We start from the raw sequence: 24,575 nt of genomic DNA on the forward strand, positions 1-24,575 counted from the left end.
CTGGGCAGCGCCCGTGTTCCCACACCAGATGCAGGATATGCACATGAAAAACCTTGCCTATTTCGGCGCCGCAGCCATCGCCGCCTTCACCGTCGGGACCGCCGCCTCGGCGCAGGTCGGTCTCGGAGCCGGGCCGGCCACCGATGCGGCCGAGCTCAACGAGGACCTGATCGAGGATATCGAGGACGATGCCGAGCGCGACATCGGCCGCTTCGGCAACGAAGGCCGTCCGCAGGGCTTCACCGGCTCCCTCGCGCTGCGCGCCACCGCCGCGTCGGGCAACACCGACAACTACAACCTCGGCATCGGCACGGATCTCGGCTACGTTGCCGGGCCCAACGGTTTCGAACTGCAGCTGAACTACTCCTACGGTGAAGAGGACGGCGTCCGCACCGACGAGAGCCTGTTCTACACCGCCGAATACACTCGCGACTTCACGCCGCGCTTCTTCGGCTACGCCAAGCTGCAGGGCTCGATCGACGACTTCTCGTCCTACCAGTCCGACACGTTCCTCACCGTCGGCGCGGGCTACCGCATCTACAACACGCCGACGATGCAATGGTCGGTGCAGGCCGGCGCGGGCTACCGCTATGCCGAGTTCAACGACTTCACCGACAGCCTGACCGACCTCGACTTCAGCGAGCCGGCCGTCGCCCTGTCGTCGGACTACGCCCATCGCCTGACGGAGACGGTCTACGTCACCAACGACACCGACGTGCTGTGGTCGGACAGCGACACGGTCGTGTTCAACGACCTGGCGCTGTCGGTCGCGATGACGGACACGCTGGCGCTGCGCACCAGCGTCCTGACCGAGTACCACTCGGACCCGCTCCCGGGCTTCGAGGACACCGACAACACCTACGGCGTCTCGGTCGTCTACAACTTCAACTGACCGACCCCCGGCGCCGCCTTCGGGCGGCGCCGGCCCCCACGAATTGACATCCCCGCCGCGGGTGGCACAAAGGCCCCGTTTTCAACCGCGGAAGGGACGGACATGCAGAAGGTCTACGACAACGCGGACGCGGCGCTCGAGGGGCTGCTGTTCGACGGCATGTTCATCGCCGCGGGCGGCTTCGGCCTGTGCGGCATCCCCGAGCTCCTGATCGACGCCATCGTCAAGGCCGGGACGAAGGACCTGACCATCGCGTCGAACAATTGCGGCGTCGACGGATTCGGTCTCGGCAAGCTGCTGGACACCAAGCAGATCAAGAAGATGCTGTCGTCCTACGTCGGCGAGAACGCCGAGTTCATGCGCCAGTACCTCAGCGGCGAGCTGGAGCTGGAGTTCAATCCCCAGGGCACCCTGGCCGAGCGGATGCGCGCCGGCGGCGCCGGCATCCCCGGCTTCTACACCAAGACCGGCGTCGGCACCGTGGTGGCCGAGGGCAAGGAGCTGAAGGAGTTCGACGGCGAAACCTACGTGCTGGAGCGCGGGATCGTCGCCGACATCTCCATCGTCAAGGCTTGGAAGGCCGACGACACCGGCAACCTCGTGTTCCGCAAGACCGCGCGCAACTTCAACCCGCCGGCGGCGATGTGCGGCAAGGTCTGCATCGCCGAGGTGGAGGAGATCGTGCCGCGCGGCAGCCTCGACCCCGACCACATCCATCTGCCCGGCATCTTCGTGCACCGCCTGATCCAGGGCGAGCACGAGAAGCGGATCGAGCAACGCACCGTGCGCAAGCGCGAAGAACAGTCCGGCGCCGCTGCCGGCGAGGAGGTCTGAGATGACGATCAAGGCGAGCGAGATCGAGAGCCTGCTGCAGGACAGCGGCACCGGCGAGGTGTTCATCGAGATGGACGCGGCCGAGGTCGAGATGGACACCGGCCACCACGACCTCAAGGCGCTGGCCGAGGCCTGCGGCTACGTTCCCGGCGGCCCCGCCTCGCGCGACGGCCGGGTCGGCCAGATCTTCCACCCCAAGCCGGAGGCCTGAGGGATGCCCTGGGACCGCAACCAGATGGCGGCGCGGGCCGCGCAAGAGCTTGAAGACGGCATGTACGTCAACCTCGGGATCGGCATCCCGACGCTCGTCGCGAACTACGTCGGCGACAAGGACATCACGCTGCAATCCGAGAACGGGATGCTGGGCATGGGCCCCTTCCCCTACGAGGGCGAGGAGGATCCCGACCTCATCAACGCCGGCAAGCAGACCATCACCGAACTGAACCGCACCAGCTACTTCGACAGCGCCACCAGCTTCGGCATGATCCGCGGCGGCAAGATCGCGGCCGCGATCCTCGGCGCGATGGAGGTGGCCGAGAACGGGGACCTGGCGAACTGGATGATCCCCGGCAAGCTGGTCAAGGGCATGGGCGGGGCGATGGACCTCGTCGCCGGGGTCGGCAAGGTGATCGTCGTGATGGACCACCAAAACAAGGCGGGCGAGAGCAAGGTGCTCAAGTCCTGCACCCTGCCGCTGACCGGCGCGGGCGTGGTGGACCGGATCATCACCAACCTCGGCGTGCTGGACGTGGTCGAGGGCGGCCTGAAGATCGTCGAGACCGCGGACGGCGTCACCGAGGACGAGATCCGCGCCGCGACCGAGGCGACGATTGTCTGACGCGGCGGCGGCGCCCGAGGTCCGCAAGGAGGTCGACGGTCACAAGGCGCGGTTCGTGATCGCGCTGCCCGAGGGCGAGGCGGAGCTGACGCTGTCCATCGCCTCGCCGACGATGGTCATCGCCGACCATACGGGGGTGCCGAAGGCGCTGGAGGGCCGGGGCCTCGCCCGGCGCCTTCTGGACGCGCTGCTCGCGGATGCGCGGGCGGAAGGGTACAAGATCGTGCCGCTCTGCCCTTACGTGAACGCGCAGCGACGGCGGCACCCGGAATGGGCGGACCTCTTCACCGGCTAGGTCAGAGGTTGTTCACCGCAAAGACGCAGCCGTCCGAGATCAGGACCGGCGGCGTCTGGCACAGCCCCCGTGCCACGGCGAACGCCGCCAGCACCTTGGGCACGTAGCCCCGCGTCTCGGCGTAGGGCGGCACCCCCGCGTTGTCCCGCACCGCGCCCTCCCCTGCGTTGTAGCCGGCGAGCGCCAGCACCGGGTCGCCGTCGAAGTGCCCCAGCAGCCAGTCGAGGTAGCGCACGCCGCCGCGGATCGACTGCCGCGCGTCCAGCCGGTCGGTGACGCCGAATCGTTCGGCCGTGGCCGGCATGAGCTGCATCAGACCGGCGGCGCCGGCATGGCTCTCGGCGTCGGCGCGGCCCGCGCTCTCGACCGAGATGACCGCGAGGACGAGCGCGGGCGAGACGCGTGTGCCCACCGTCTCGGCCATGATGGCGGCACCGTGCACGCGGGCGATCTCCTGCAGGCCCTGGATCCGCGGGCTCGGTGCGCGGGTGCCGTCGGGCGCGGAGGACAGCGCGCGGATCGCGAGTTCGAGGCGGCCGGGGCCGGTGTCGGCGAGACGGGGCGAGACGGCGGCCCAGAACCACTCGTATCCCGAGGGTGCCGGCAGATCGATCTGCGGCACGCCCGGCGCCACGACTGCGACGACGTCGGCCGGCGCCGGCCGCGTCTCGCCCGAGAAGGCGCTGTTGCCGGGCCGGATGGCGCTCTGCGCATCGGGGTCGATCTGCACGTTGATGCGGGGGCCGTTGCCGGAGGGCGGCACGCTCACGCGGCGGAAGGTGAAGTCGGGCTGCAGCCGGCCGTCTTCGGCCAGGAGCGGCGCGCCCGGGGCGCACAGCGCCGCGCACAGCGCGGCCCGCGCCAGGGTCCGTGTCGTCATGATGCCTGCCTCGAGGGTCGTCTTTTCGTTGACGCGACGATGCCACGGCAGCGGGGCACCATGCCAGCCGGCCGGCGTCGCATGGGGACGAAGGCGCGTCGAATCGGCCACGTCCGATCCGGGCAGGGACGGACAAACGAAATACCTACCTAGAATTTTATCTGCAAATCATGGCCTTGCGAGAAGCCGGCCGGGGTTCGATCTCCCAAAAATACACGATTGGCGACAAAATCCCGCCCCATTCGGAAGGGCATAAGGGGTCATCCAAGACGGGGATCGGGCCAACAGAGAGGCCGGCCCGAACAGATCCGGCGGGATATGAGAGACCGAGTGAAACCCCTGAGGAGGGATCTGGAATGCAAAAGCTCATCAACTTCATCCGTGACGAAGACGGCGCCGTGACGGTCGACTGGGTCGTGCTGACCGCCGCCGTGGTCGGCCTCGGCATCGTCGTCCTGGGTTCGGTGCGCACCGGCGCCACCGGCCTGGCGACCGACATCCAGGGCGAGCTCACGCTCGACAACGCCCAGGGTGCAACCCCCTAACAATTGCGCCTGAAGTACGGGAAAGGCCGCGCCCTCGGCGCGGCCTTCTGCTTTCGGGACCGACCCTCTTGCGGATCCCGCCATAGGACTGCGCCCATAGAAGGGTCAGACCCAATCCCCATTGCCGCCACATTCCGAAGGCAGACCGACGTCGGGCGATTGCCGTCCGAACAGGCTCAGGAGGCCGCGAGATGTTCAGTGTTCTTTCCCGCTTCCGAGATGACGAAGTCGGCGCCGTCACCGTGGACTGGGTCGTCCTCACGGCGGCGGTCGTCGGAATGTGCGTGGTGGTTATCTACGGTATCCGCACGGCGGCCGTGGATCCGGCCGACGGTATCGGGGCGTACCTGTCGACCTACGAGATCGAGTGACGCCAGCCCGGCCCCGGCACCACGCCCAAGGAGGATAAGATGAGAGCAGTATTCGGACTTGTTCTGATTGTCGGGCTCGGCCTCGCCGGCTTCGCCGTCTACATGGTGCAGGGCTACTTCGAGCAGCAGCAGCAGGCCCTCGCCCGCGAGCGCGCCGCCGCCCGCGAACAGACGCCTACAGTCGAGATTTACGCCGTGACCCGCGACATCGGCTACGGCGAGGAGCTGACGCCGGCCGACGTCGCGGTGATCCGCTACGCCCAGCCGCACCTCCCCGCCGGCACCTTCGCGACCGAGGAGGAGCTGTTCCCGCAGGGCGCCGCCAATCCCCGCACCGTGCTGCGCCGGATGGAGGCGAACGAGCCGGTCCTGGCCAGCAAGGTGACGGGCCCCGGCGAGCGGGCCGGCATCACCACGCGGCTGACGCCGGGCATGCGCGCCTTTACCGTCTCGGTCGACGCGACCTCCGGCGTGTCGGGCTTCCTTCGCCCCGGCGATCGCGTCGACGTGTACTGGACCGGCCAGATGCCGGGCAGCAATACGGGCGAGGTCACCAAGCTGATCGACACCGCCCTCGAGATCATCGCCGTCGATCAATCCTCGGACGCCGACCGGACCGAGGCCTCCGTGGCCGATACCGTGACGGTGCAGGTCTCGCCGCAGCAGGTGGCGCACCTTGCGCAGGCGCAGGCGACCGGGTCGCTGTCGCTGTCACTCGTCGGTCTGCAGGACGAGACGATCGCCGCCGCGATCGAGGTCGACCAGCGCGCGCTGCTGGGCATCGTCGAGCAGGCCCCGATCGTGGAGGAGGTCGAAGAGGCGCCCGAAGTCTGCACGACCCGCGTCCGCCGCGGAGCCGACGTCGTCGACATCCAGATCCCCTGCGCCACCAACTGAGCCGACGTGCCGAACGGCAGGGCCGCCCGCGAGAACCACGGGCGGCCCCGTCGTGGGTCCGACCCGCAGAAAAGCGACATTGTTGCCGGCATCCCACATGAAATCTTCCGAGCAAGGCGCCGATTCTTGCCTCAAAGCCACGTGACGGGCATCGTGCTGCAATCGAGGGGCGAAAAGATCCCTAATCGGGCGTGATCGGAAGAGGCAGGTCACATGAAATTTGACAGATTCGTTCGCGTGGCCGTCGCCGGTCTCACGCTTGCCGTTGCGGCACCCCTTCCGCAGCAGGCGGCGGCCGAGACGCTGCGGGTCCTCGCCGGATCGCCGTCCCGCGCCCTGCAGGTGCCGATGAACCGCGCGGTCGTGGTCGAAAGCGACGTGCCGTTCGCCGAGCTTTCCATCGCCAACCCCGGCATCGCCGATATTTCGTCGTTGTCGGACCGCACGATCTACGTCCTCGGCAAGGAGCCGGGGCGCACGACGCTGACGATCCTCGGGGCTGACGGCAACCTGATCACCAACGTCGAAGTGCAGGTGACGCCGGACGTCGCGGAGTTCCGCGAGCGGCTGTCGCAGATCCTTCCGAACGAGCAGGTCGAGGTGCGGACCGCCAACGACGGCATCGTCCTGTCCGGCACCGTAAGCTCCATCGCCGCCCTGGACGCGGCGCTGGAGCTGGCCAATCGCTATGCCCCCGACCGCGTGTCGAACCTGATGGCGGTCGGCGGAACGCAGCAGGTCATGCTCCGCGTCCGCTTTGCCGAAATGCAGCGCACCGTGGCCAAGGAACTGTCCAGCTCTCTGGGCCTCGGCGGCGTCGCCCTCGGCGGCGACCTCGGCCTTTCCGGCGGGACGAACGCGCTCGCCAACGCCGGCGCGCTCGCCAGCGGCCTGGACGGCGGCATTCCCGCGGCCAACAACGCCAACGGCGCCTTCCTCTTCGGCTTCAACGCCGGCGGGGTCGAGGTGGGCATCCTTCTGGAGGCGCTGGAGAGCCGCGGCGTCGTCCGCACGCTGGCCGAGCCGAACCTCACCGCCCTCTCCGGGCAGGAAGCCAGCTTCCTCGCCGGCGGCGAATATCCGATCCCCGTGCGCGGCTCGGACGACGGCGGCGTGACGATCGAGTACAAGCCGTTCGGGGTGGAGCTGAACTTCATCCCCACCGTCGTGAACGACGACCTCATCAACATCGAGCTGCAGGCGGCGGTCTCGTCCATCGACCCGGCGAACGGCATCACGACCAACGGCTTCCAGGTCGACGCGTTCCGCCGGCGCGAGACGCAGACGACGGTCGAGATGCGCGACGGCGAGAGCTTCGCCATCGCCGGCCTGCTATCCGACGACTTCCGCGACCTGAGCGGCCAGGTGCCGTGGCTGGGAGACGTGCCCGTCCTCGGCGCGCTCTTCCGGTCGGCCGAATACGAGCGGTCGCAGACCGAGCTGGTGATCATCATCACGGCGCACCTCGTCTCGCCGGTCCGGGGCGACGCCCTGGCGCTGCCGACCGACCGGGTCCGCCCGCCGACCGAACGCGACCTCTTCCTGTTCGGCCGGGTCTCATCCGACGAGGCGCCGGCGACCGGCGCGGCCGGTGAAGTGGCGCGGCAGGACTTTTCCGGCAGCTACGGCTACGTGCTGGACTGACAGGAGCGAAGGCCATGCACAGACTGACCTTTTCCGCGGCGGCGCTCGCCTTCCTGGCCGCCTGCCAGCCCGGTTCGCCCGGATACAGCAGCTTCAACAGCGAGGCCGGCTCTGTCGAGACGACCTCGGTCTTCGGCACCGCGGTGATCGAGAACTACATGACGCAGGTCGATCCGGCGCAGGCGCGGCACGCGCTGGCGACCCGGTTCGCGGCCGAGGTCGATTCGACCGTCACGTTCGCCTTCAACTCGGCGCAGCTTGACGCGCAGGCGCAGGCGATCCTGCGGCGGCAGGCGACATGGATCCGGCAGTTTCCGGAGCTCAGGTTCAGCGTCTACGGCCACACCGACCTCGTCGGATCGGACAGCTACAACTACCAGCTGGGCCTGCGCCGGGCGAACGCGGTGGTGAACTACCTCGGCAGCCTCGGCATCAGCCGGTCGCGCCTCGAGGCCCTCGTCTCCTACGGCGAGCAGCAGCCGCTGATCGTCACCCAGGATCGCGAGCGGGCCAACCGGCGCACGGTGACCGAGGTGTCGGGCTTCGTCGACGCCGGCGACGGCAGCCATTGCTGCCTGAACGGCCAGTACGCCGAGATCATCTTCCGCGACTACGTGGCGAGCGCCGAACCGCCGCCGCGACTCGACGGTGTCACGGGCGAAGGTTTGACCACGGGCGAGTGACAATGACATGCCGGGCCCTCCGAGGCCCGGCAACAACGGTTCGGGGGAAGCCGACAATGTCCCTCCCTTCCCAACAATTTCACACATCCGGCCCCATTCCCGCCGCCTTTGAGGGCGAAGCACAGGGAGCAAGGGGCAGGTGCGTCCATCGGGGACGCCCTGGTTTGGCCCCGGAGCGCGGGCCAGCAGGGCCGTGGCGCACCGGGATGATTGGGAAGTGGTAAACGACATGAGCAGCAGCGCGAATGCAGTCCTGCAGGCCGAGCCGGCGCCGATCCGCGCCTGCACGGTCAGCCGGGACGTGCAGATCTTCGATCTGCTGATCGAGGACATGGAAGCCGCCCTCGGCGAGGCGTGGGGCGATCTCGGCTTCTCGGACGCACTCTCGTTCCTCGAACAGCCCGACGCCGGTGATCTGGAGTTCATCGCCATCGCGCTGGACGCCGAGGACGAGGCGGACCTGTCGCTGGTGATCGACATCGTCGCCGCCGCCAAGGCCCGGGACATCAAGGTGATCCTGATCACCGAGGACGTGAGCCCGGCCTCGCTGCACAAGCTGCTGAAGGAGGGCGGCGACGAGTTCGTCCCCTATCCCCTTCCCGAGGGGGAGCTGGTCCGCGCCATCACGCGGTCCAGGCAGCCCGCGCATGCGGCGCCGGTGGACGACGTTCCGGACGAGAACCGCACCAAGATCAAGGCGACGGGCGATCGGTCCGGCGTGGTCATCCCCGTGCAGGGCATGGCCGGTGGCACCGGCTCCACGACGCTGGCGGTCAACCTGGCGTGGGAGCTGGCGGGCGTCGACGGCGCCGACGCGGCCCGCGTGGTGCTGCTGGACCTCGACCTGCAGTCCGGCTCGGTCTCGACCTATCTCGACCTGCCGCGGCGGGAGGCCGTGCTCGAATTGCTGTCGAACACCGATGCGATGGACAGCGACGCCTTCATGCAGGCCTTGCTGACGTTCCAGGACAAGCTGCAGGTTCTCACCTCGCCGAGCGACCTGATCCCGCTCGACCTGATCGGCCCGGGCGACGTGCAGAAGCTGATCGAGATCGCGCGGACGAACTTCGACTACGTCGTCATCGACATGCCCAAGACGGTGGTCGAGTGGACCGAGACGGTCCTGTCCGAGGCGCACATCTACCTTGCCACGCTCGAGCTCGACATGCGCTCGGCGCAGAACACCCTGCGGCTGAAGCGCGCGATGCAGGCCGAGGATCTGCCGTTCGACAAGTTCCGCTTCGCACTGAACCGCGCCCCCGGATTCACCGACCTCAGCGGCAAGAGCCGCGTCAAGCGGCTGGCCGAAAGCCTCGGCATCGCGATCGAGGTGCTGCTGCCCGACGGCGGCAAGCCGGTCGCCCAGCAGGCCGACCACGGCGTGCCGCTGGGCGTGGGCGTGCCCAAGAATGCGCTGCGCAAGGAAATCATGAAGCTCGCCCGCTCGATCCACGAGATCAACGTCGGCGAGGAAGTCGAAGGCCGGAAGAAGGCCCGCAAGACATAAGTCGCGGAAGGATTACCGATGTTCGCGAAGTACAAGAAGACAGACACCGCCCGCCCGGTCGCGCCGGCCCAGGCTGCGCAGCCTGCGGCCGTCGCGCCGCGTCCGGCCGAGCCGAGTGTTGCCCCCGTCGCCGCCAAGGCGCCGCCGCAGCAGCGCACCCCGGCGCAGGTGCCGCCGCAGGACCGCGAGAAGAAGCGCAAGGAGAGGCTGGGCGAGATCAAGCTCGAGCTCCACAAGGCGCTTCTCGACAACCTCAACCTCTCGGCCCTCGAGAAGGCGTCGGAGACGGACCTCAAGGCCGAGATTCAGGCGATCTCTGCCGAATCGCTCGACGACATGGGCGTCGTCCTCAATCGCGAGGAGCGGCAGCAGCTGTACCAGGACCTCTACGACGAGGTGAAGGGACTCGGCCCGCTGGAGACGCTGCTGAAGGACGATTCGGTCTCGGACATCCTCGTGAACGGGCCGCAGCAGATCTTCGTCGAGCGGAACGGCAAGCTTCAGCTGTCGGACATCACGTTCAAGGACGAACGCCACCTGATGCGGATCATCGACAAGATCGTCTCGGCCGTCGGCCGGCGAGTCGATGAATCGAACCCCTACGTCGACGCCCGCCTGTCGGATGGCAGCCGCTTCAACGCGATGGTGCCGCCGATCGCGGTCGATGGCTCGCTGGTGTCGATCCGGAAGTTCAAGAAGGACAAGCTGGGCATCGACGACCTGGTGAGGTTCGGCGCCTTCACCGAGGAGATGGCCGCATATCTGCAAGCCGCAGTATCGACCCGCCTCAACATCATCGTCTCGGGCGGGACCGGCTCGGGCAAGACGACGACGCTGAACGCCCTGTCGTCCTTCATCGACAATTCCGAGCGGATCCTGACGATCGAGGATACCGCGGAACTCCAGCTGCAGCAGACCCACGTCGGCCGGATGGAGAGCCGCCCGCCCAACGTCGAGGGGAAGGGGGCGGTCACGCCGCGGGATTGTCTGAAGAACGCCCTGCGGATGCGGCCCGACCGGATCATCGTCGGCGAGACGCGCGGCGAGGAGGTCATCGACATGCTGCAGGCCATGAACACCGGTCACGACGGGTCGATGACGACGATCCACGCCAACTCCGCCCGCGACGGTATCAGCCGTCTCGAGAACATGATCGCGATGGCCGGCATCGAGATGCCGATCAAGGCGGTTCGCAGCCAGATCTCCTCGGCGGTGAACCTGATCGTGCAGGCCAGTCGTCTGCAGGACGGGTCGCGCCGGATGACCTCGATCACCGAGATCACGGGCATGGAGGGCGAAGTCATCTCGCTGCAGGAGATCTTCCGCTTCCAGCGGGTCGGCCTCACGCCCGACAACAAGATCATAGGCCACTTCACCGCCACCGGCGTCCGCTCGCACTTTTCCGAGCGGTTCCGCCTGTGGGGCTACGATCTTCCGCCGTCGATATTCGAACCGTTCTCGGGGTAGCGCGTCATGGTAATCTCGGCAGAGCCGATCATCTACGCCCTGATCTTCATCGCGGTCCTCGCGCTGGTTCAGGGCATCTATCTCGTCGCGTTCGGCAAATCGATCAGCCTGAACGCGCGGGTCAACCGCCGTCTCGAGATGCTCGAGAAGGGCGCGGGGCGCGAGCAGGTGCTGGAACAACTCCGCAAGGAGATGTCCCAGCACATGAAGTCGCGGTCGATCCCGCTGTACGCCATCCTCGCCGAGAAGGCGCAGAAGGCGAACATCGCGTTCACGCCGTCGCAGCTGGTGCTGCTGATGGTCGTGCTGACGGGCGTGGCCTTTGCCGGTCTGACCTTCGGCACCACCGCCGGGCTCGCGGTGCGGGCGGGGGTCGCGGTGGCGATGGGGGTCGGCGGCGTCTTCGTCTGGGTCAACCACCTCGCCAAGAAGCGCATGTCGATGATCGAGGAGCAGCTGCCAGAGGCGGTGGAGCTCATCGTGCGCTCGCTGCGGGTCGGCCATCCGTTCAGCTCGGCCGTGTCGATCGTGGCCAGAGAGGTCCCGGACCCTCTCGGCTCGGAAATGGGCGTGATCGCGGACGAGGCCGCCTACGGGCGCGACATGGGCGACGCGCTCAAGCACATGGCCGAGCGGATCGACATGCAAGACATGCGGTTCCTCGCGGTCGCGGTGAACATCCAGCAGCAGGCCGGCGGCAACCTCGCCGAGATCCTCGACGGTCTCGCCAAGGTCATCCGGGCCCGCTTCCGCCTGTTCCGCAGGGTCAAGGCGATCACCGCCGAGGCGAAGTGGTCGGGCAACTTCCTGTCCGTCTTCCCCCTGCTCGCGCTGGTCGGGATCAACGTGATGGAGCCGAATTACTACGACGACGTGAAGGAGACCTTCGTCTTCGTGCCGGCCTGCCTCGCCGTCGGAGCCTTCCTCGTGACGAACGTCTTCGTCATGCGCAGCCTCGTCAACATCAAGGTCTGAGGGGAGAACGGGCGAATGGACATCCTCGAAGACCTGAACGCCATGCTGACCGACATGATGGGCCCGCTCGGCCCGCTGACCGCGGTCCTGATGCTCGGCGTGGTCCTCATCCTCATCACGCTGCCGGTCCTGCTGAAGAAGCGGGAGGACCCGCTCGAGAAGCTCAAGCGCGGCCAAGCCCCGGCGGAAGAGCCGATGACGGCCAAGAAGGATCGCCTGCGCCAGTCGGGCGGCAAGGACAAGCTGGAGAAGTACGCCAACTTCCTCGAGCCGCAGAAGGCCGAGGAGCTCAGCGCCGTCCGGCTGAAGCTGGTGCAGGCCGGCTACCGCACGAAGAACGCCGTCCGGATCTATCACTTCTCGCAGTTCGCGCTCGGGATCGGCTTTCTCGTCCTCGGGTCGATCTACGCGCTCTACGTCTCTTCGACCGGCGACCCGACGACGACCGACCTCATCCTCTACACGCTGGGCCCCGGCTGCGCCGGCTACATGCTGCCCAAGTACTGGGTGACCAAGCGCCAGCAGAAGCGCCGGCAGGAGATCGAGAACGGCTTTCCCGACTCGCTCGACATGATGCTGGTCTGCGTCGAGGCGGGCCAGTCGCTGGACCAGGCGATCATCCGGGTCTCCAAGGAGTTGCGCGCCGGCTTTCCCGACCTCGCCGACGAATACGAGCTGGTCAGCTACGAGATGAAGGCGGGCAAGGACAAGACGAGCGTCCTGCGCGACATGGGCGAGCGCTGCGGCGTGTCGGACATCAGTTCGTTCGTGACCGTGCTGATCCAGTCGCAGCAGTTCGGCACCTCGATCGCTGACGCGCTGCGGGTTTTCTCGGCCGAGATGCGGGACAAGCGGGTGATGCGGGCGGAGGAGAAGGCGAACACACTGCCGGTCAAGATGACATTGGCGACCATGATGTTGACGGTTCCGCCGCTTCTCATCATCCTGATCGGGCCGTCGATCTTCGAGATCTACATGACCCTCGGCGGCGGCGCGCAGGCGGCGACCGGGCTGGAGTAATAGCGGCCCGAACGCTCCCTGCGCGACAGTAAGGGGACGCGCAGGGAGCGGCGCCGGGCAGCATGATCTTTCGAGCGGTGGCTATCCTCGCCGTCTGCGCCGGCCTCGCGGCCTGCGGCGGCGACGAGCTGAACGACGGCGACGGCGTCTTCGCGCCCGGAGTGGCCGGCGAGAGCGACATCGACGGCCTCATCGTCGGCCACCGGCTGATGGCGGCGGGACAGTACGAGCTGGCGCTGCGGGCCTACACCCGCGCCGCGGCCCAGCAGGGCCTCAATGTCGACACCCTGTCCGCCCTCGGCAGCGCGAACCTGCGGCTCGGCCGTCTGGGGCAGGCCGAACGGCTGCTGCGGCAGGCGATCGAGGAGGACGAGGACTTCCCGCCGGCCTGGAACAACCTCGGCGTCATCCTGATGGAGCAGGGCCGGACCGGCGAGGCGTCCGAGATGTTCCGTCGCGCCTATGCAACGGACGACGGCAATTCCGACCAGATCCGGGACAACCTGCGCTTGGCGCTCGCCAGGCTGGAACAGCCGCTCTATGCTGAACCGCAAGACGAAGGTCAGTTCGAACTGATCCGGCGCGGACAGGGTGATTTCCTGATCCTCACCGCGCCCTGAGGCAGAAGAGCAGAAGGACGCACGAAGATGCGCCACCCGATCGCCCCCATGGCCGGCGTTGCCGCGCTCGTGTTGCTGTCCGCGTGCGGCGGCGGAAACGTCGATGCCGAGGCCGAGGTCGCCCGCGCGATGCAGGACATCAACGTCATCGACGAGAGCAACCTCAACGACGTCATGCTCACCGTGGCCGACCCCAACGAGGCGGTGAACTACTTCCAGCGCGCCAGCGGCTCCGCCCCCGACAGGGTGGACCTGCGCCGCGGCCTGGCCCGGTCGCTGATCCGGGCGAACCGCGTGGCCGAGGGCGTCGTCGCCTGGCGCGGCGTCGCCGAGGACCCCCAGGGCACGGACGAGGACCGCGTCAACTACGCCGGCGCGCTGATCCGCGACAACCGCTGGGACGACGCCGAGGCGGTGCTCGACCAGGTGCCGCCGACGCACGAAACGTTCGACCGCTACCGGTTCGAGGCCATGGTGGCGGACGCGAACGAGGAGTGGGACCGCGCCGACAGCTTCTACGAGACCGCGCTGGGGCTGACGACGACGCCGGCGGGGGTGCTGAACAACTGGGGCTATTCCAACCTCAGCCGGGGCAACTACCGCGAGGCGGAGCGGCTGTTCACCGACGCGCTGCGGCACGACCCGGACATGTTCACCGCCAAGAACAACCTCGTCCTCGCCCGCGGCGCGCAGCGGCAGTACGACCTGCCGGTGATCCGGATGACCCAGGTCGAGAAGGCGCAGCTGCTGTACACGATGGCGCTGACGGCGATCAAGCAGAACGACCTAACGATCGGCCGCAGCCTCCTGCAGGAGGCGGTGGACACCCACCCGCAGCACTTCGAGGAGGCGTCGCGCGCGCTCGCCGCCCTCGAGAGCAACGTCTCGAACTGACCGGGGCGGACGGGCGGTGGAGACTCCTGCCCTCGCGGCCGCCTGTTTCCTGGTGCCGGCGCTGCCGATCGGCCTGTGGGTGGCCTGGTCCGACCTGTCGCGGATGAAGATACCCAACAAGGCGGTCCTGGCCCTGGCCCTCGGCTTCGCGGTGGTCGGCCCGTTCGTCCTGCCGCTGGCCGACTACGGCTGGCGCTGGGTCCACCTCGCCGTGATGCTGGTCGTCGGGATCGTCGCCAATGCGGTGCGGCTGATGGGCGCGGGGGACGCCAAGTTCATCGCCGCTGCGGCGCCCTACGTGGCGCTCGGCGATCTCGGCACCGTGGCGCTGATCCTCGCCGCTGCGTCCGTCCTCGCCTTCGCCGGGCACCGGCTGGCGCGGGTCAGCCCGCTGCGCGCCCGGGCGCCGGACTGGCACAGCTGGGAGGCCGGGAACCGCTTCCCCTTCGGCCTGCCGCTGGCGATGGCGCTGATCGCCTATCTCGCGCTCGCCGCCCTCGCGGCCTGACAGGCGCCGCCGCCCTTTCCCACTTTCGCCACGTTTGCCCGGCACCTTTTCCGCGATTGCGCGCCGGGGCGATCTCCGTCCCGCGCCGGCCGAACAGACGGGGCATCCGAGAATGAACATGCAGGTCACCGGCGTCGTCGCGCCGCCCGCGCCGAAATCGCTCGAGGGGATGCAGCTGCCCCCGGTGATGATGCGCGACATCCTCATCAAGACGATGTTCCGCCAGAACGTGAGCGAGGCGTCGGAGATCGCAAATGCGATCTGCCTGCCGCTCGTCGTCACGCAGGAGCTGATCGACATCGCCCGGCGCCAGCGCCTGCTGGAGGCGACGGGCACCATGTCGGCGAACGCCGGCAACGAAATGGGCTACCAGCTGACCGAGGCGGGCAAGGCCCGCGCGCTGGATGCGCTGGCCCAGTCCGAGTACTACGGCGCGATGCCCGTCCCGCTGCCGGTCTACGCCGAGCAGGTCAAGCGGCAGTCGATCCGGAACGTCGCGATCACCCGCGACCAGCTGACCGCGGCGATGGGGCACCTGATCCTGCCGCCGACGCTTCTCGACCAGCTCGGCCCCGCCGTGGGCGCCGGACGCTCGATCCTGATGTACGGCCCGCCGGGCAACGGCAAGTCGTCGATCTCGAACGGGATCCGCGACGCCCTCGGCGACAAGATCTACGTGCCCCGCGCCATCGAGTATGCCGGCCAGGTCATCACCGTCTACGACCCGATCGTGCACTCCGCCGCCGAGGCCGAGGTGCAGGACGAGACCTCGCTGCGCCGCACGACGGGCCGCTACGACACCCGCTACGTCCGCTGCGACCGGCCCACGGTCATCACCGGGGGCGAGCTGTCGCTCGACATGCTGGACCTCGTCTACAACCCGGTCGCGCGGACCTACCAGGCGCCGCTGCAGCTGAAATCCACCGGGGGCGTCTTCATCATCGACGACCTCGGCCGCCAGGAAGAGCCGCCGCAGAAGATCGTCAACCGCTGGATCGTGCCGCTGGAAGAGAACAAGGACATCCTCGCCCTGCAGTCGGGCGAGAAGTTCGAGGTGCCGTTCGACACGCTGGTGATCTTCTCGACCAACTTCCACCCCAACGAGATCTTCGACAAGGCCGCGCTCCGCCGGATCTTCTACAAGATCAAGATCGACGGGCCCGACCAAGAGAACTTCCTCAAGATCTTCGCGCTGGTGGCCCGCAAGAAGCGGATGCCGCTGGACGAGAAGGCGCTGATCCACCTGCTAAAGGTGAAGTACCCGACGATCGACAACGAGTTCGCGAACTACCAGCCGGTGTTCCTGATCGACCAGATGATCTCGATCTGCGAGTTCGAGGGGATCCCCTACCAGATGACGCCCGAGCTGGTCGACCGGGCCTGGACGAACATGTTCGTCCGGGAGGAGACGATCGTTCACTAGTCCGGCGCATCCCGTACGGCAAGAGCGCCGCGGCGCCGCCACGGACCACGCGCCCCGGCCCCGAGCCGGGACCTCGCGCAGCGGAGTGCACCCCGGAGGAATCAGCGGCGCAAGCCGCCCGGGCAGCGTCTGGCCGCCCCCCGGCCAGACGCTTCCTCGCCACCTGCGAGACGATGAAGGTCAGGCGGGGGTGGCAAGATAAATCGCCCCCACCGCCGCGTCGGAGCGCCTGTCCGCGGCCAGCCGCTGCCCTCCGTCCCGCAGAAACCTACCCCTCCCGCCCTTCCATCAGGAACCGGTGCGGCTCTGACCGGAACTCCCGGCTCCACAGCACCCAGACCACCGTCACGACCGCCACCGCCAGCGCTGCCGCCCCGAACAGCCACGCCATCGCCCCCAGAGCGAAGTACATCGACCGCAGCCCGCGATTGAAGTTCCACGCCGCGCGGACGTTGATCTCGCCCGCGATCCGCGCCAGCCGCGGCCCGGTGGGATCGGCCCGGTCCTCCGGCACCGCCGCCATCAGGACGGCACAGTAGCCGAACAGCCGGTGCGCCCAGACGAAGCGCAGGAAGGCGTGCGCCAGCAGCAGGGCGACCGGCAGCAGCCGCACCTGCCACAGCAGCTCCGGCGCGTGCCCCAGCAGGCCCTCGGCCCCGGTCAGCGGCGACGGGTTGCCGATCAGCGCCAGCACGCCGCCCACCGACAGCAGCGTGGTCGAGGCGAAGAACGATGTCCCCTGCCGCAGAGTGCCGAGGATCTGGCTGTCGAAGATCCGCACGTCCCGCGTCAGGAACACCTTCATCCACGCCCGCCGGTGATCCGCCATCATCACCGTGACCGAGGGGCGCCGGCCGCCCGGATGCTCGATCCGCCAGCCGGTCGCGAGGTGCGCGACCAGCAGCAGCGCCAGCGCGGCGAGATCGTAGGGCCCGAGGACCGACAGGACGAGGTCGAGCGTCATGGCGCGACCCTAGGGCGCGGCCGGCCGGCTGTCACCGCCTTGCCGCGCTGCCCCGCCGGCCCTAGACCGGGAGGGCCGGATGGAGGACGCCGCCGATGGAGATGCCAGCCCCCGACGCGCGGGTGATGGCCCGCAAGGCCCGCATCGTGCAGCGCCTGCAGGAGGCGGTGCCCTCGGGCGGCGTCATCCACGATCCCGCCGAAACCCGCGCCTACGAATGCGACGCGCTGACCGCCTACCGCTGCCCGCCGCTCGCCGTCGTCCTGCCCTCGTCCACCGCGGAGGTCGCGGCGGCACTGAAGGTCTGTCACGAGGAGGGCGTGCCGGTCGTGCCACGCGGCGCCGGGACCTCGCTCGCCGGGGGCGCGCTGCCGACGGCGGATTCGGTGATCCTCGGCGTCGCCCGGATGGCGCAGGTGCTGGAGATCGACACCGCGAGCCGGATCATCCGGGTGCAGACCGGTCGCACCAACCTGTCCGTCACCGGCGCGGTCGAGGATCTGGGCTTCTTCTACGCGCCCGACCCGTCCTCGCAGCTCGCCTGCGCCATCGCGGGGAACATCGCGATGAACTCGGGCGGCGCGCACTGCCTGAAATACGGGGTGACGACGAACAACCTCCTGGGGCTCACGCTGGTGCAGATGGACGGGACCGTGGTGGAGCTGGGCGGCGCGCATCTCGACGCCGCGGGGCTGGACCTGCTGGCGCTGGTCTGCGGCTCGGAAGGGCAGCTCGGCGTCGTGACCGAGGCGACGCTGCGCATCCTGCCCAAGCCCGAGGGGGCGCGGCCGGTGCTTATTGGCTTCGGCAGCTCCGAGGTCGCCGGCGCCTGCGTCGCCGACATCATCCGCGCCGGCCTCCTGCCCGTCGCGATCGAGTTCATGGACCGCCCCTGCATCGAGGCGACCGAGGCCTTCGCCGGCGCCGGCTATCCGATGTGCGAGGCGCTGCTGATCGTCGAGGTCGAGGGCAGCGACGCCGAGATCGACGAACAACTCGGCCTCATCACCCAGATCGCCCGCGGCCACGATCCGGTGGAGGTGCGCGAGGCCGCCAGCGCGGACGAGGCGGCGCGGATCTGGCTCGGCCGCAAGTCGGCGTTCGGCGCGATGGGGCAGCTGGGCGACTACATGTGCCTCGACGGGACGATCCCGGTGAGTGCGCTGCCGACCGTGCTGGGCCGGATCGGCGAGATGTCGGCCGAGTACGGCCTGCGCGTCGCCAACGTCTTCCACGCCGGCGACGGCAACATGCACCCGCTGATCCTGTTCGACGCCAACAGGCCCGGGGACCTCGAGACCTGCGAGGCCTTCGGGGCGGAGATCCTGAAGCTGTGCGTCGAGGTCGGCGGCTGCCTGACCGGCGAGCACGGGGTCGGGATCGAGAAGCGGGATCTCATGTCGGTGCAGTACGCCCCTGCCGACCTCGAGGCGCAGATGCGGGTGAAGGACGTGTTCGACCCCAGGTGGCTGCTGAACCCGGCCAAGGTCTTTCCCTTGGGCGCCTCCGCCGCGCGGCGGGCCGGCTGAGTGCGCGCGCCGGCGGACGAGGCGGAGCTGGCCGAGGCGGTCGCGGGCGCAGAAGGCCCGCTCGCCATCGTGGGCGGCGGCACCTGCGGCGTTGCGGTGGCGGGCGAGCCGCTCTCGGTCGCGGGGCTCTCCGGTATCACGCTCTACGAGCCGGGCGCGCTGACGATGGTCGCCCGCGCCGGCACGCCGCTGGCCGAGATCGAGGCGGCGCTGGAGGCGGAGGGGCAGCGGCTGGCCTTCGAGCCGCCGGACTTCCGTTCGCTCCTGGGCACCGACGGGGAGCCGACCATCGGCGGCGTCTTCGCCACCAACGCCAGCGGGCCGCGGCGGATCGCGGTGGGGGCGGCTCGGGATTTTCTGCTGGGTGTCCGGTTCGTGGACGGGACCGGGACGGTGGTCCGCAACGGCGGGCGGGTGATGAAGAACGTCACCGGCTACGACCTGACGAAGCTGATGGCCGGGTCCTGGGGCACGCTCGGCGTGCTGACCGAGGTCGCCTTCAAGGTGCTGCCGAAGCCGGCGGCCTCCGGTCTAGTCACCATCCAGGCTCTGTCGCCGGAGCGGGCAGTGGCGGCGATGGCGGCCGCCCTCGGCTCGCCCTTCGAGGTGACGGGCGCGGCGCACCTGACCGAGACGCCGGGCGACGTGCCCGGGACGATGCTGCGGATCGAAGGGAGCGAGGCGTCGGTCGCCTACCGGCTGGAGCGGCTGGCGGCGCTGATGGCGCCGTTCGGGAATGTCGCGAAGTCGAATGGCGCGGACTGGGCGCGGGTCCGCGACCTGACCTTCTTGGAGGGCGGCGATGCGGACGTCTGGCGCCTGTCGGTCCGGCCGACGACGGCGGCGGAAGTGGTGGCGCGTCTGCCGGAAGGCGCGCGGGTGCTGCTGGACTGGGGCGGCGGGCTGATCTGGGCGGCGGTGCCGCCGGGGACGGATGTGCGCGGGGCGGTCGGGCCGTTGTCGGGGCACGCGCGGCGGGTGCGGGGCGGCGGCGGCGGGCCGCGCTTTCCGCCCGAGGCGGCGCCGGTCGCGGCGCTGAGCGCGGGGCTCAGGGCGCAGTTCGATCCGCGCGGCATCCTGAACCCCGGACTGATGGGATAACGCATGCAGACGCACTTCACCGAGGAGCAGCTTCAGGACCCGGGGCTGGCGCGGGCGAACCAGATCCTGCGGGCCTGCGTGCATTGCGGCTTCTGCACCGCGACCTGCCCGACCTACCAGGTCCTGGGCGACGAGCTCGATTCGCCGCGCGGGCGCATCTACCTGATGAAGGAGATGCTGGAGACCGGGCGCGACCCGGATCCCCGGACGGTCCTCCACATCGACCGCTGCCTGTCCTGCCTCGCCTGCATGACGACGTGCCCCTCGGGAGTGCACTACATGCACCTCGTCGACCACGCCCGGGCCTACATCGAACGCCGCTATCGCCGTCCGCCGATGGACCGGGCGCTGCGCTGGCTGCTGGCGCGGCTGCTCCCCCACCCCGGCCGCTTCCGGCTCGCGCTGCTGGCGGCGCGCGTGGGCAGGCCGTTCCGGGCGCTGGTGCCCGAGCCGCGGCTGCGGGCGATGCTGGAGATGGCGCCGCGCCGCCTGCCGCCGCCATCGCGGAACGACGCGCCGCAGACCTTCCCGGCGCAGGGCGAACGGCGGATGCGGGTCGCGCTGATGAACGGCTGCGCGCAGAAGGCGCTGAACACCGACATCAACGACGCGACGATCCGGCTGCTGACGCGCCTCGGCGCGGAGGTGGTGGTGGCGAAGGGCGCCGGCTGTTGCGGGGCCCTCACGCACCACATGGGCCGCGAGGACGAGGCGCACGCCTCGGCCACGCGCAACATCCGGGCGTGGATGCGCGAGATGGACGGGGGCGGGCTGGACGCCATCGTGGTGAACACCTCGGGCTGCGGCACGACGGTAAAGGATTACGGGCACATGTTCCGCACCGCGCCGCTGGCGGAAGAGGCGGCGCGGGTCGCGAGGATCGCAAAGGACGTCTCGGAGGTGCTGGCGGAGCTGATGCCCACCGGGCACGGGACCGCCCCGCAGCCGGCGAAGGACGACATCGCCGGGACGGACGCAATTCGACCGCACGAGGACGACCGTCCCGGCCCACTGCGCGTGGCCTACCACGCCGCCTGCTCGCTGCAGCACGGGCAGAAGATCAAGTCGCTGCCGAAGGACCTGCTGCGCGCCGCCGGCTTCGAGGTGGTGGAGCCGGCGGACCCGCACCTGTGCTGCGGCTCGGCCGGGACCTACAATTTGATGCAGCCCGGGATCTCGGGCCAGCTGAAGCGGCGCAAGGTCGCCACGCTGCAGGCGGTGCGGCCGGATGTCATCGCCGCCGGAAACATCGGCTGCATGATGCAGATCGGCGGTGGCACCCGTGTCCCGGTGGTGCATACGGTGGAGCTGCTGGACTGGGCGACGGGCGGACCGCGACCGCGGGCCCTCGGCGCCGTCCGGCCCGGTGAGGTGCCGGCCCGGGCGTGAAAGCGGCCAAGCGCCGCCGCAATCTCGCCCCCGGGGCTGACTACCCGAAGCCGGACCACAGGAGAATCCCGATGCGGCGTGCCCTTGCCCTTCTCGCCCTGATCGCCGGCCTCGCCGGCCCGGCCGCCGCCGACAGCGACCTCGTGCAGTTCCGCACGATCGACGACGCCCGCGGCTGGGAGGCGGTCGGCCGGCTCGAGATCGGCACCCGCGGCTTCTGCACGGCGACCCTGATCGCGCCCGACGTGGTTCTGACCGCGGCTCATTGCATGTTCGACGCGGACACGCGCGAGCGGATCCCCGACGTCGAATTCACCTTCCGCGCCGGCCTGCGCGACGGCCGGGCGCTGGCGGAGCGGACGGTGCGCCGCAGCGCGATCCCGCAGGGCTACGATTACGGCGGCCGGGACTGGACCGACGGCTCGGCCCGCGACCTTGCAGTACTGGAGCTGGACCAGCCGATCCGGACGCCCGCCGTGCAACCGATCCCCCCGCTTGGCGGTCTTCTGGACAGCCTCGAGGTCGGCATCGTCAGCTACGCCCACGACCGCGCCGAGGCGCCCTCGCTGCAGGAGAGGTGCGGCGTGATGGGCAGCGGTAGCGGGGTCTACGTCCTCACCTGCTCGGTGGATTTCGGCTCGTCCGGATCGCCCGTCTTCCAGATGGATGCGACGGGCGCGGTGCATGTCGCGGCGGTCGTCTCGGCCAAGGCGACCCTCGACGGACAGCGCGTCGCGATCGGCGCGCCGCTGGGGGTGGAACTGGAGGATCTCCTCTCCGCCCTGCGCTCCGGCGGCGGCTTCCAGGGGACCGCGCCGGGAGGCATCCGCGTCCTCGCGCCGGGCGAGCGGACGGACCTCGGCGCACGTTTCGTCCGGCCCTGACCGGCGCGCAGGCGCCTCTTGAAAGGCGCCTTTCTCCTTCCCAGATATCGCTCGCGCAGGGTGCCCGACCGGGGCCTTGCGCGGACAAGACCAAAGGCCCGTCCCGAAGGGAGGGCCGTCACATATGGTATCGCTCACTGGAGGATGACCCATGCGTCACTATGATTTCGCGCCCCTGTACCGTGCCACCGTCGGCTTCGACCGCGTCGCCGACCTGATGGACCGGCTCACCGCCGCCGAGAGCGGCAGCGCCACCAACTACCCGCCCTACAACATCGAGAAGACCGCCGATGACGGCTGGCGCATCTCGATCGCCGTCGCCGGCTTCTCGGATGGCGACCTCGGCGTCGAGGTCCGCGAGAACGCCCTCATCGTGACGGCGAAGAAGGCCGAGGACGACGAAGGCCGCACCTTCCTGCATCGCGGCATCGCGACCCGCGCCTTCGAGCGCCGGTTCACCCTGGCCGACCATGTCCGCGTCACCGGCGCGAGCCACGTCGACGGGATGCTGCACATCGACCTGGTGAAGGAGATCCCCGAGGCGCTGAAGCCCCGCCGGATCGAGATCGCCCGCCAGCCGGCCAGCACCACGACCCTGGTGGAAGGCGAAACCGTCAACTGACGCCGGCGCGGCGGCCCGAGACGCCGCCATCGAGACGAGGTTGACGATGGGCCCGGTCCCGCGCATGGGGACCGGGCCTTTTCACGTGCGGCTCAGCGCGGCCCCATCAGGCAGAAGCCGTTGCCGAACGGATCGGCGCAGAACGCCGTCGCGGGACGGCCGGGAGTGTTCCATTCCTGCTCGACGGTCCCGCCGGCGGCGCGCAGCCGGTCGATCGTCGCGTCGAAGTCCTCGACATGGATGTCCACGTGGACCGGCGTCCAGTGCCGGGCATAGTCGCGGCCCGTCGCGGCGCCGGGGAACGGCTTCGACCCTGCCTCCTTCTGCATCAGGCCGAGGGTGATGCCGTCCTTCTCCAGAACCACGTAGACGGGTATCGGGCGGGCACGCTCGGTGAAGCCGAAGACGTCGCCGGAGAAGGCGAGCCCGGCGGAGAGGTCGGGGACGTCGATGGTGACGGACATCTTCATGACGCTGACGCTATGTAAGAGTGCTCTGTCCCCGCAAACGAAAAGCCCCGGGGGATGCCCGGGGCCTGTCCGTCTTGCCGGTGGCGACGTCAGTGCAGCTTGGCGCCGACCGTGTCGATCGAGCTGTCGATCATCCGGTTCGCCTGCTCCTCCGACAGCTGGCGCGAGATGACCTCGCGCGCGGCCTCGACCGCCACCACGACGGCCCGGTTGCGGACGTCGCGGATCGCGGCGGCCTGGGCGCTGGCGATCTGCTCCTCTGCGGCGGCCATGCGGCGGTCCACCGACGTCGCGATGTCGGCCTTGGCCTGCTCGGCGGCGCGGTTCGCCTCGTCACGGGCGTTCGCGACGATGCGGTCCGCCTGCTCCTGCACGTCCTTCTGCTTGCGCTCGTAGGAGGCCAGCAGGCCCTGCGCCTCGTCCCGCAGCGCGCGGGCCTCGTCCAGCTCGGAGCGGATGTCGGCGGCGCGCTTGTCGAGCATTCCCGAGAGCTGCTTCGGCACGCCGAAGTACAACAGGATCCCGAGGAAGATCAGGAACGCGATCAGGACGACGAAGTCGGTGTTCGCCAGGCTGACGAAGGTGTCGCCGGCGGCCAGCGCGGGGCTGGCGGTCAGCGCGAGGGGAAGGACCAGAAGTCGTTTCATCATGCCTCTCCTCACACCCTGTCGTTGACGGCGGCGTCGACCGCGGACGGGTCGGCCTCGACGCCCATGACGGCGACGATCTCGCGCGCGGCGTCGCGGGCGACCTCCCGCACGGCATCGGCGGCCTGGTCGCGGATCTCGGCGATCGCCCGCTCGGATTCGGCGGTGCGCTCGGCGATGCGGGCGTCGGCCTTCTCCATCTCGGCGTCGAGATCGGCCTGGACGCGGGCGCGGGTCTCGTCGGCGATGCGGTTCGCCTCGGCCCGCGCATCGGCGAGGGCCTTCTCGTAGGCGGCTTCGGCATCCTTGGCCTTGGCCTTCAGATCCTCGGCGGCGGCGAGGTCGTTGGTGACCGTGCCCGCCCGCTCGGCGAGGATCGCGCCGATCCGCGGCAGGGCGATCCGGCTGAGCAGGAAGTAGATCGCGAGCAGCGCGATCACCAGCCAGAAGATCAGGTTCGGAAAGACCGCGGTGTCGAGCTGCGGCATGCCGGGCGCGTCATGCTCGGCCGCGTGCAGCGTCTCGTCGACGCCCACCTCGTGGGTCAGCGGACCGTCGGCGACGGCCTCGCCCTCGACGCCGAGATCGGCGCCGATGCCCTGCTCTTCGGCTTCCAGTACTTCGTTTGCCATCGCGTTCCCCGGACGGTGAGCCTCGAATGCGGTCGCCGGAGGCG

The 24,575-nt window shown here is 69.3% G+C and carries 28 protein-coding genes; 23 read left to right on the forward strand and 5 right to left on the reverse strand.

The genetic code is table 11. The annotated features are described in order from the left end of the window. Positions 1-43: 43 nt before the first annotated feature. From A37W_RS0106300 to A37W_RS0106320, 5 genes are all read left to right on the forward strand, one after another. Complete coding sequence (locus A37W_RS0106300; protein WP_018302177.1) at positions 44-892, forward strand: DUF481 domain-containing protein; 849 nt, start codon at positions 44-46, stop codon at positions 890-892. Positions 893-994: 102 nt separating this feature from the next. Continuing rightward, positions 995-1,726 carry a CoA transferase subunit A gene (locus A37W_RS0106305; RefSeq protein WP_018302178.1) on the forward strand — a complete coding sequence of 244 codons (732 nt, stop codon included), beginning with the start codon at positions 995-997 and terminating at the stop codon, positions 1,724-1,726. Position 1,727: 1 nt separating this feature from the next. Further along, a complete protein-coding gene (locus A37W_RS0106310) occupies positions 1,728-1,937 on the forward strand; it encodes a hypothetical protein (protein WP_018302179.1) in 210 nt (69 codons plus the stop codon). A 3-nt stretch (positions 1,938-1,940) separates the two neighbouring features. Continuing rightward, the gene (locus A37W_RS0106315) at positions 1,941-2,564 is read left to right on the forward strand and encodes a CoA transferase subunit B (protein WP_018302180.1); all 624 of its coding nucleotides are present in this window, start codon (positions 1,941-1,943) and stop codon (positions 2,562-2,564) included. Next, entirely contained in the window at positions 2,557-2,859 is a 303-nt protein-coding gene (locus A37W_RS0106320) for a GNAT family N-acetyltransferase (RefSeq protein ID WP_018302181.1), read from the forward strand. The genes A37W_RS0106315 and A37W_RS0106320 overlap by 8 nt, the downstream gene beginning before the upstream one ends. Position 2,860: 1 nt before the next feature. Here the strand turns inward: A37W_RS0106320 and A37W_RS0106325 are convergent, their stop codons facing one another. Next, positions 2,861-3,739 carry a lytic transglycosylase domain-containing protein gene (locus A37W_RS0106325; protein WP_018302182.1) on the reverse strand — a complete coding sequence of 293 codons (879 nt, stop codon included), beginning with the start codon at positions 3,737-3,739 and terminating at the stop codon, positions 2,861-2,863. 356 nt (positions 3,740-4,095) lie between these two features. Here A37W_RS0106325 and A37W_RS0106330 point away from each other — a divergent pair, with 356 nt between their 5' ends. From A37W_RS0106330 to A37W_RS0106390, 13 genes are all read left to right on the forward strand, one after another. Continuing rightward, positions 4,096-4,284: a Flp family type IVb pilin gene (locus tag A37W_RS0106330; protein ID WP_018302183.1), complete on the forward strand. Its 189-nt coding sequence runs from the start codon at positions 4,096-4,098 to the stop codon at positions 4,282-4,284. Positions 4,285-4,475: 191 nt separating this feature from the next. Continuing rightward, positions 4,476-4,655, forward strand: coding sequence for a hypothetical protein (locus tag A37W_RS0106335; protein WP_018302184.1), 180 nt, complete (start codon positions 4,476-4,478; stop codon positions 4,653-4,655). Between the two features lie 39 nt (positions 4,656-4,694). Continuing rightward, a complete protein-coding gene (cpaB, locus tag A37W_RS0106340; protein WP_018302185.1) occupies positions 4,695-5,552 on the forward strand; it encodes a Flp pilus assembly protein CpaB in 858 nt (285 codons plus the stop codon). A gap of 213 nt (positions 5,553-5,765) precedes the next feature. Then, positions 5,766-7,196: a type II and III secretion system protein family protein gene (locus A37W_RS0106345; protein ID WP_026198332.1), complete on the forward strand. Its 1,431-nt coding sequence runs from the start codon at positions 5,766-5,768 to the stop codon at positions 7,194-7,196. Between the two features lie 14 nt (positions 7,197-7,210). After that, positions 7,211-7,879 (forward strand): OmpA family protein, encoded by a 669-nt coding sequence (locus A37W_RS0106350; protein WP_018302187.1) that lies wholly within the window; start codon positions 7,211-7,213, stop codon positions 7,877-7,879. A 229-nt stretch (positions 7,880-8,108) separates the two neighbouring features. Continuing rightward, the gene (locus A37W_RS21085) at positions 8,109-9,386 is read left to right on the forward strand and encodes a CpaE/TadZ family protein (protein WP_018302188.1); all 1,278 of its coding nucleotides are present in this window, start codon (positions 8,109-8,111) and stop codon (positions 9,384-9,386) included. 18 nt (positions 9,387-9,404) lie between these two features. Beyond that, a complete protein-coding gene (locus A37W_RS0106360; protein WP_018302189.1) occupies positions 9,405-10,853 on the forward strand; it encodes a TadA family conjugal transfer-associated ATPase in 1,449 nt (482 codons plus the stop codon). A 6-nt stretch (positions 10,854-10,859) separates the two neighbouring features. Then, positions 10,860-11,828 carry a type II secretion system F family protein gene (locus A37W_RS0106365; protein WP_018302190.1) on the forward strand — a complete coding sequence of 323 codons (969 nt, stop codon included), beginning with the start codon at positions 10,860-10,862 and terminating at the stop codon, positions 11,826-11,828. Between the two features lie 15 nt (positions 11,829-11,843). Next, complete coding sequence (locus A37W_RS0106370) at positions 11,844-12,848, forward strand: type II secretion system F family protein (protein ID WP_018302191.1); 1,005 nt, start codon at positions 11,844-11,846, stop codon at positions 12,846-12,848. 62 nt (positions 12,849-12,910) lie between these two features. Continuing rightward, the gene (locus A37W_RS0106375) at positions 12,911-13,468 is read left to right on the forward strand and encodes a tetratricopeptide repeat protein (protein WP_018302192.1); all 558 of its coding nucleotides are present in this window, start codon (positions 12,911-12,913) and stop codon (positions 13,466-13,468) included. Positions 13,469-13,495: 27 nt separating this feature from the next. Next, positions 13,496-14,362, forward strand: a complete 867-nt coding sequence (locus A37W_RS0106380) for a tetratricopeptide repeat protein (RefSeq protein WP_018302193.1) — start codon at positions 13,496-13,498, stop codon at positions 14,360-14,362. 16 nt (positions 14,363-14,378) lie between these two features. Next, positions 14,379-14,870 carry a prepilin peptidase gene (locus A37W_RS0106385; RefSeq protein WP_018302194.1) on the forward strand — a complete coding sequence of 164 codons (492 nt, stop codon included), beginning with the start codon at positions 14,379-14,381 and terminating at the stop codon, positions 14,868-14,870. Positions 14,871-14,982: 112 nt separating this feature from the next. Then, a complete protein-coding gene (locus tag A37W_RS0106390) occupies positions 14,983-16,293 on the forward strand; it encodes a DUF8689 domain-containing protein (RefSeq protein WP_018302195.1) in 1,311 nt (436 codons plus the stop codon). A 268-nt stretch (positions 16,294-16,561) separates the two neighbouring features. Here A37W_RS0106390 and A37W_RS0106395 read toward each other — a convergent pair whose 3' ends face one another. Continuing rightward, the gene (locus A37W_RS0106395) at positions 16,562-17,257 is read right to left on the reverse strand and encodes a DUF599 domain-containing protein (RefSeq protein WP_018302196.1); all 696 of its coding nucleotides are present in this window, start codon (positions 17,255-17,257) and stop codon (positions 16,562-16,564) included. 95 nt (positions 17,258-17,352) lie between these two features. On the opposite strand from A37W_RS0106395, the gene A37W_RS0106400 reads away from it, so the two are divergent. From A37W_RS0106400 to A37W_RS0106420, 5 genes are all read left to right on the forward strand, one after another. After that, positions 17,353-18,786, forward strand: coding sequence for an FAD-linked oxidase C-terminal domain-containing protein (locus A37W_RS0106400; RefSeq protein ID WP_018302197.1), 1,434 nt, complete (start codon positions 17,353-17,355; stop codon positions 18,784-18,786). Beyond that, the gene (locus tag A37W_RS0106405; RefSeq protein WP_018302198.1) at positions 18,787-19,887 is read left to right on the forward strand and encodes an FAD-binding protein; all 1,101 of its coding nucleotides are present in this window, start codon (positions 18,787-18,789) and stop codon (positions 19,885-19,887) included. It abuts the gene before it with no gap. 3 nt (positions 19,888-19,890) lie between these two features. Continuing rightward, positions 19,891-21,276 (forward strand): glycolate oxidase subunit GlcF, encoded by a 1,386-nt coding sequence (gene glcF / locus A37W_RS0106410; RefSeq protein WP_018302199.1) that lies wholly within the window; start codon positions 19,891-19,893, stop codon positions 21,274-21,276. Between the two features lie 71 nt (positions 21,277-21,347). Then, positions 21,348-22,160, forward strand: a complete 813-nt coding sequence (locus A37W_RS0106415; protein ID WP_018302200.1) for a trypsin-like serine peptidase — start codon at positions 21,348-21,350, stop codon at positions 22,158-22,160. A gap of 151 nt (positions 22,161-22,311) precedes the next feature. After that, the gene (locus A37W_RS0106420) at positions 22,312-22,782 is read left to right on the forward strand and encodes an Hsp20 family protein (protein ID WP_018302201.1); all 471 of its coding nucleotides are present in this window, start codon (positions 22,312-22,314) and stop codon (positions 22,780-22,782) included. Positions 22,783-22,874: 92 nt separating this feature from the next. Here A37W_RS0106420 and A37W_RS0106425 read toward each other — a convergent pair whose 3' ends face one another. The 3 genes from A37W_RS0106425 to A37W_RS0106435 all read right to left on the reverse strand — a co-directional run bounded on the left by A37W_RS0106425 (position 22,875) and on the right by A37W_RS0106435 (position 24,531). Then, on the reverse strand, positions 22,875-23,252 hold the full coding sequence (locus A37W_RS0106425; protein WP_018302202.1) for a VOC family protein: 378 nt from the start codon (positions 23,250-23,252) through the stop codon (positions 22,875-22,877). Between the two features lie 89 nt (positions 23,253-23,341). Further along, on the reverse strand, positions 23,342-23,902 hold the full coding sequence (locus A37W_RS0106430; protein WP_018302203.1) for a F0F1 ATP synthase subunit B: 561 nt from the start codon (positions 23,900-23,902) through the stop codon (positions 23,342-23,344). Positions 23,903-23,910: 8 nt separating this feature from the next. Beyond that, on the reverse strand, positions 23,911-24,531 hold the full coding sequence (locus tag A37W_RS0106435) for a F0F1 ATP synthase subunit B' (RefSeq protein ID WP_018302204.1): 621 nt from the start codon (positions 24,529-24,531) through the stop codon (positions 23,911-23,913). Between the last annotated feature and the right edge of the window lie 44 nt (positions 24,532-24,575).

It is taken from the genome of Wenxinia marina DSM 24838, from assembly GCF_000379485.1.
Classification (GTDB): domain Bacteria; phylum Pseudomonadota; class Alphaproteobacteria; order Rhodobacterales; family Rhodobacteraceae; genus Wenxinia; species Wenxinia marina.

Bases quoted from the DNA above. Each gene is read 5' to 3' on its own strand.
- A37W_RS0106300 (WP_018302177.1), top strand. From the start codon at position 44: ATGAAAAACCTTGCCTATTTCGGCGCCGCAGCCATCGCCGCCTTCACC.
- A37W_RS0106305 (WP_018302178.1), top strand. From the start codon at position 995: ATGCAGAAGGTCTACGACAACGCGGACGCGGCGCTCGAGGGGCTGCTG.
- A37W_RS0106310 (WP_018302179.1), top strand. From the start codon at position 1,728: ATGACGATCAAGGCGAGCGAGATCGAGAGCCTGCTGCAGGACAGCGGC.
- A37W_RS0106315 (WP_018302180.1), top strand. From the start codon at position 1,941: ATGCCCTGGGACCGCAACCAGATGGCGGCGCGGGCCGCGCAAGAGCTT.
- A37W_RS0106325 (WP_018302182.1), bottom strand. From the start codon at position 3,739: ATGACGACACGGACCCTGGCGCGGGCCGCGCTGTGCGCGGCGCTGTGC.
- A37W_RS0106330 (WP_018302183.1), top strand. From the start codon at position 4,096: ATGCAAAAGCTCATCAACTTCATCCGTGACGAAGACGGCGCCGTGACG.
- A37W_RS0106335 (WP_018302184.1), top strand. From the start codon at position 4,476: ATGTTCAGTGTTCTTTCCCGCTTCCGAGATGACGAAGTCGGCGCCGTC.
- cpaB (WP_018302185.1), top strand. From the start codon at position 4,695: ATGAGAGCAGTATTCGGACTTGTTCTGATTGTCGGGCTCGGCCTCGCC.
- A37W_RS0106345 (WP_026198332.1), top strand. From the start codon at position 5,766: ATGAAATTTGACAGATTCGTTCGCGTGGCCGTCGCCGGTCTCACGCTT.
- A37W_RS0106350 (WP_018302187.1), top strand. From the start codon at position 7,211: ATGCACAGACTGACCTTTTCCGCGGCGGCGCTCGCCTTCCTGGCCGCC.
- A37W_RS21085 (WP_018302188.1), top strand. From the start codon at position 8,109: ATGAGCAGCAGCGCGAATGCAGTCCTGCAGGCCGAGCCGGCGCCGATC.
- A37W_RS0106360 (WP_018302189.1), top strand. From the start codon at position 9,405: ATGTTCGCGAAGTACAAGAAGACAGACACCGCCCGCCCGGTCGCGCCG.
- A37W_RS0106365 (WP_018302190.1), top strand. From the start codon at position 10,860: ATGGTAATCTCGGCAGAGCCGATCATCTACGCCCTGATCTTCATCGCG.
- A37W_RS0106370 (WP_018302191.1), top strand. From the start codon at position 11,844: ATGGACATCCTCGAAGACCTGAACGCCATGCTGACCGACATGATGGGC.
- A37W_RS0106375 (WP_018302192.1), top strand. From the start codon at position 12,911: ATGATCTTTCGAGCGGTGGCTATCCTCGCCGTCTGCGCCGGCCTCGCG.
- A37W_RS0106380 (WP_018302193.1), top strand. From the start codon at position 13,496: ATGCGCCACCCGATCGCCCCCATGGCCGGCGTTGCCGCGCTCGTGTTG.
- A37W_RS0106390 (WP_018302195.1), top strand. From the start codon at position 14,983: ATGAACATGCAGGTCACCGGCGTCGTCGCGCCGCCCGCGCCGAAATCG.
- A37W_RS0106395 (WP_018302196.1), bottom strand. From the start codon at position 17,257: ATGACGCTCGACCTCGTCCTGTCGGTCCTCGGGCCCTACGATCTCGCC.
- A37W_RS0106400 (WP_018302197.1), top strand. From the start codon at position 17,353: ATGGAGATGCCAGCCCCCGACGCGCGGGTGATGGCCCGCAAGGCCCGC.
- glcF (WP_018302199.1), top strand. From the start codon at position 19,891: ATGCAGACGCACTTCACCGAGGAGCAGCTTCAGGACCCGGGGCTGGCG.
- A37W_RS0106415 (WP_018302200.1), top strand. From the start codon at position 21,348: ATGCGGCGTGCCCTTGCCCTTCTCGCCCTGATCGCCGGCCTCGCCGGC.
- A37W_RS0106420 (WP_018302201.1), top strand. From the start codon at position 22,312: ATGCGTCACTATGATTTCGCGCCCCTGTACCGTGCCACCGTCGGCTTC.
- A37W_RS0106425 (WP_018302202.1), bottom strand. From the start codon at position 23,252: ATGAAGATGTCCGTCACCATCGACGTCCCCGACCTCTCCGCCGGGCTC.
- A37W_RS0106430 (WP_018302203.1), bottom strand. From the start codon at position 23,902: ATGATGAAACGACTTCTGGTCCTTCCCCTCGCGCTGACCGCCAGCCCC.
- A37W_RS0106435 (WP_018302204.1), bottom strand. From the start codon at position 24,531: ATGGCAAACGAAGTACTGGAAGCCGAAGAGCAGGGCATCGGCGCCGAT.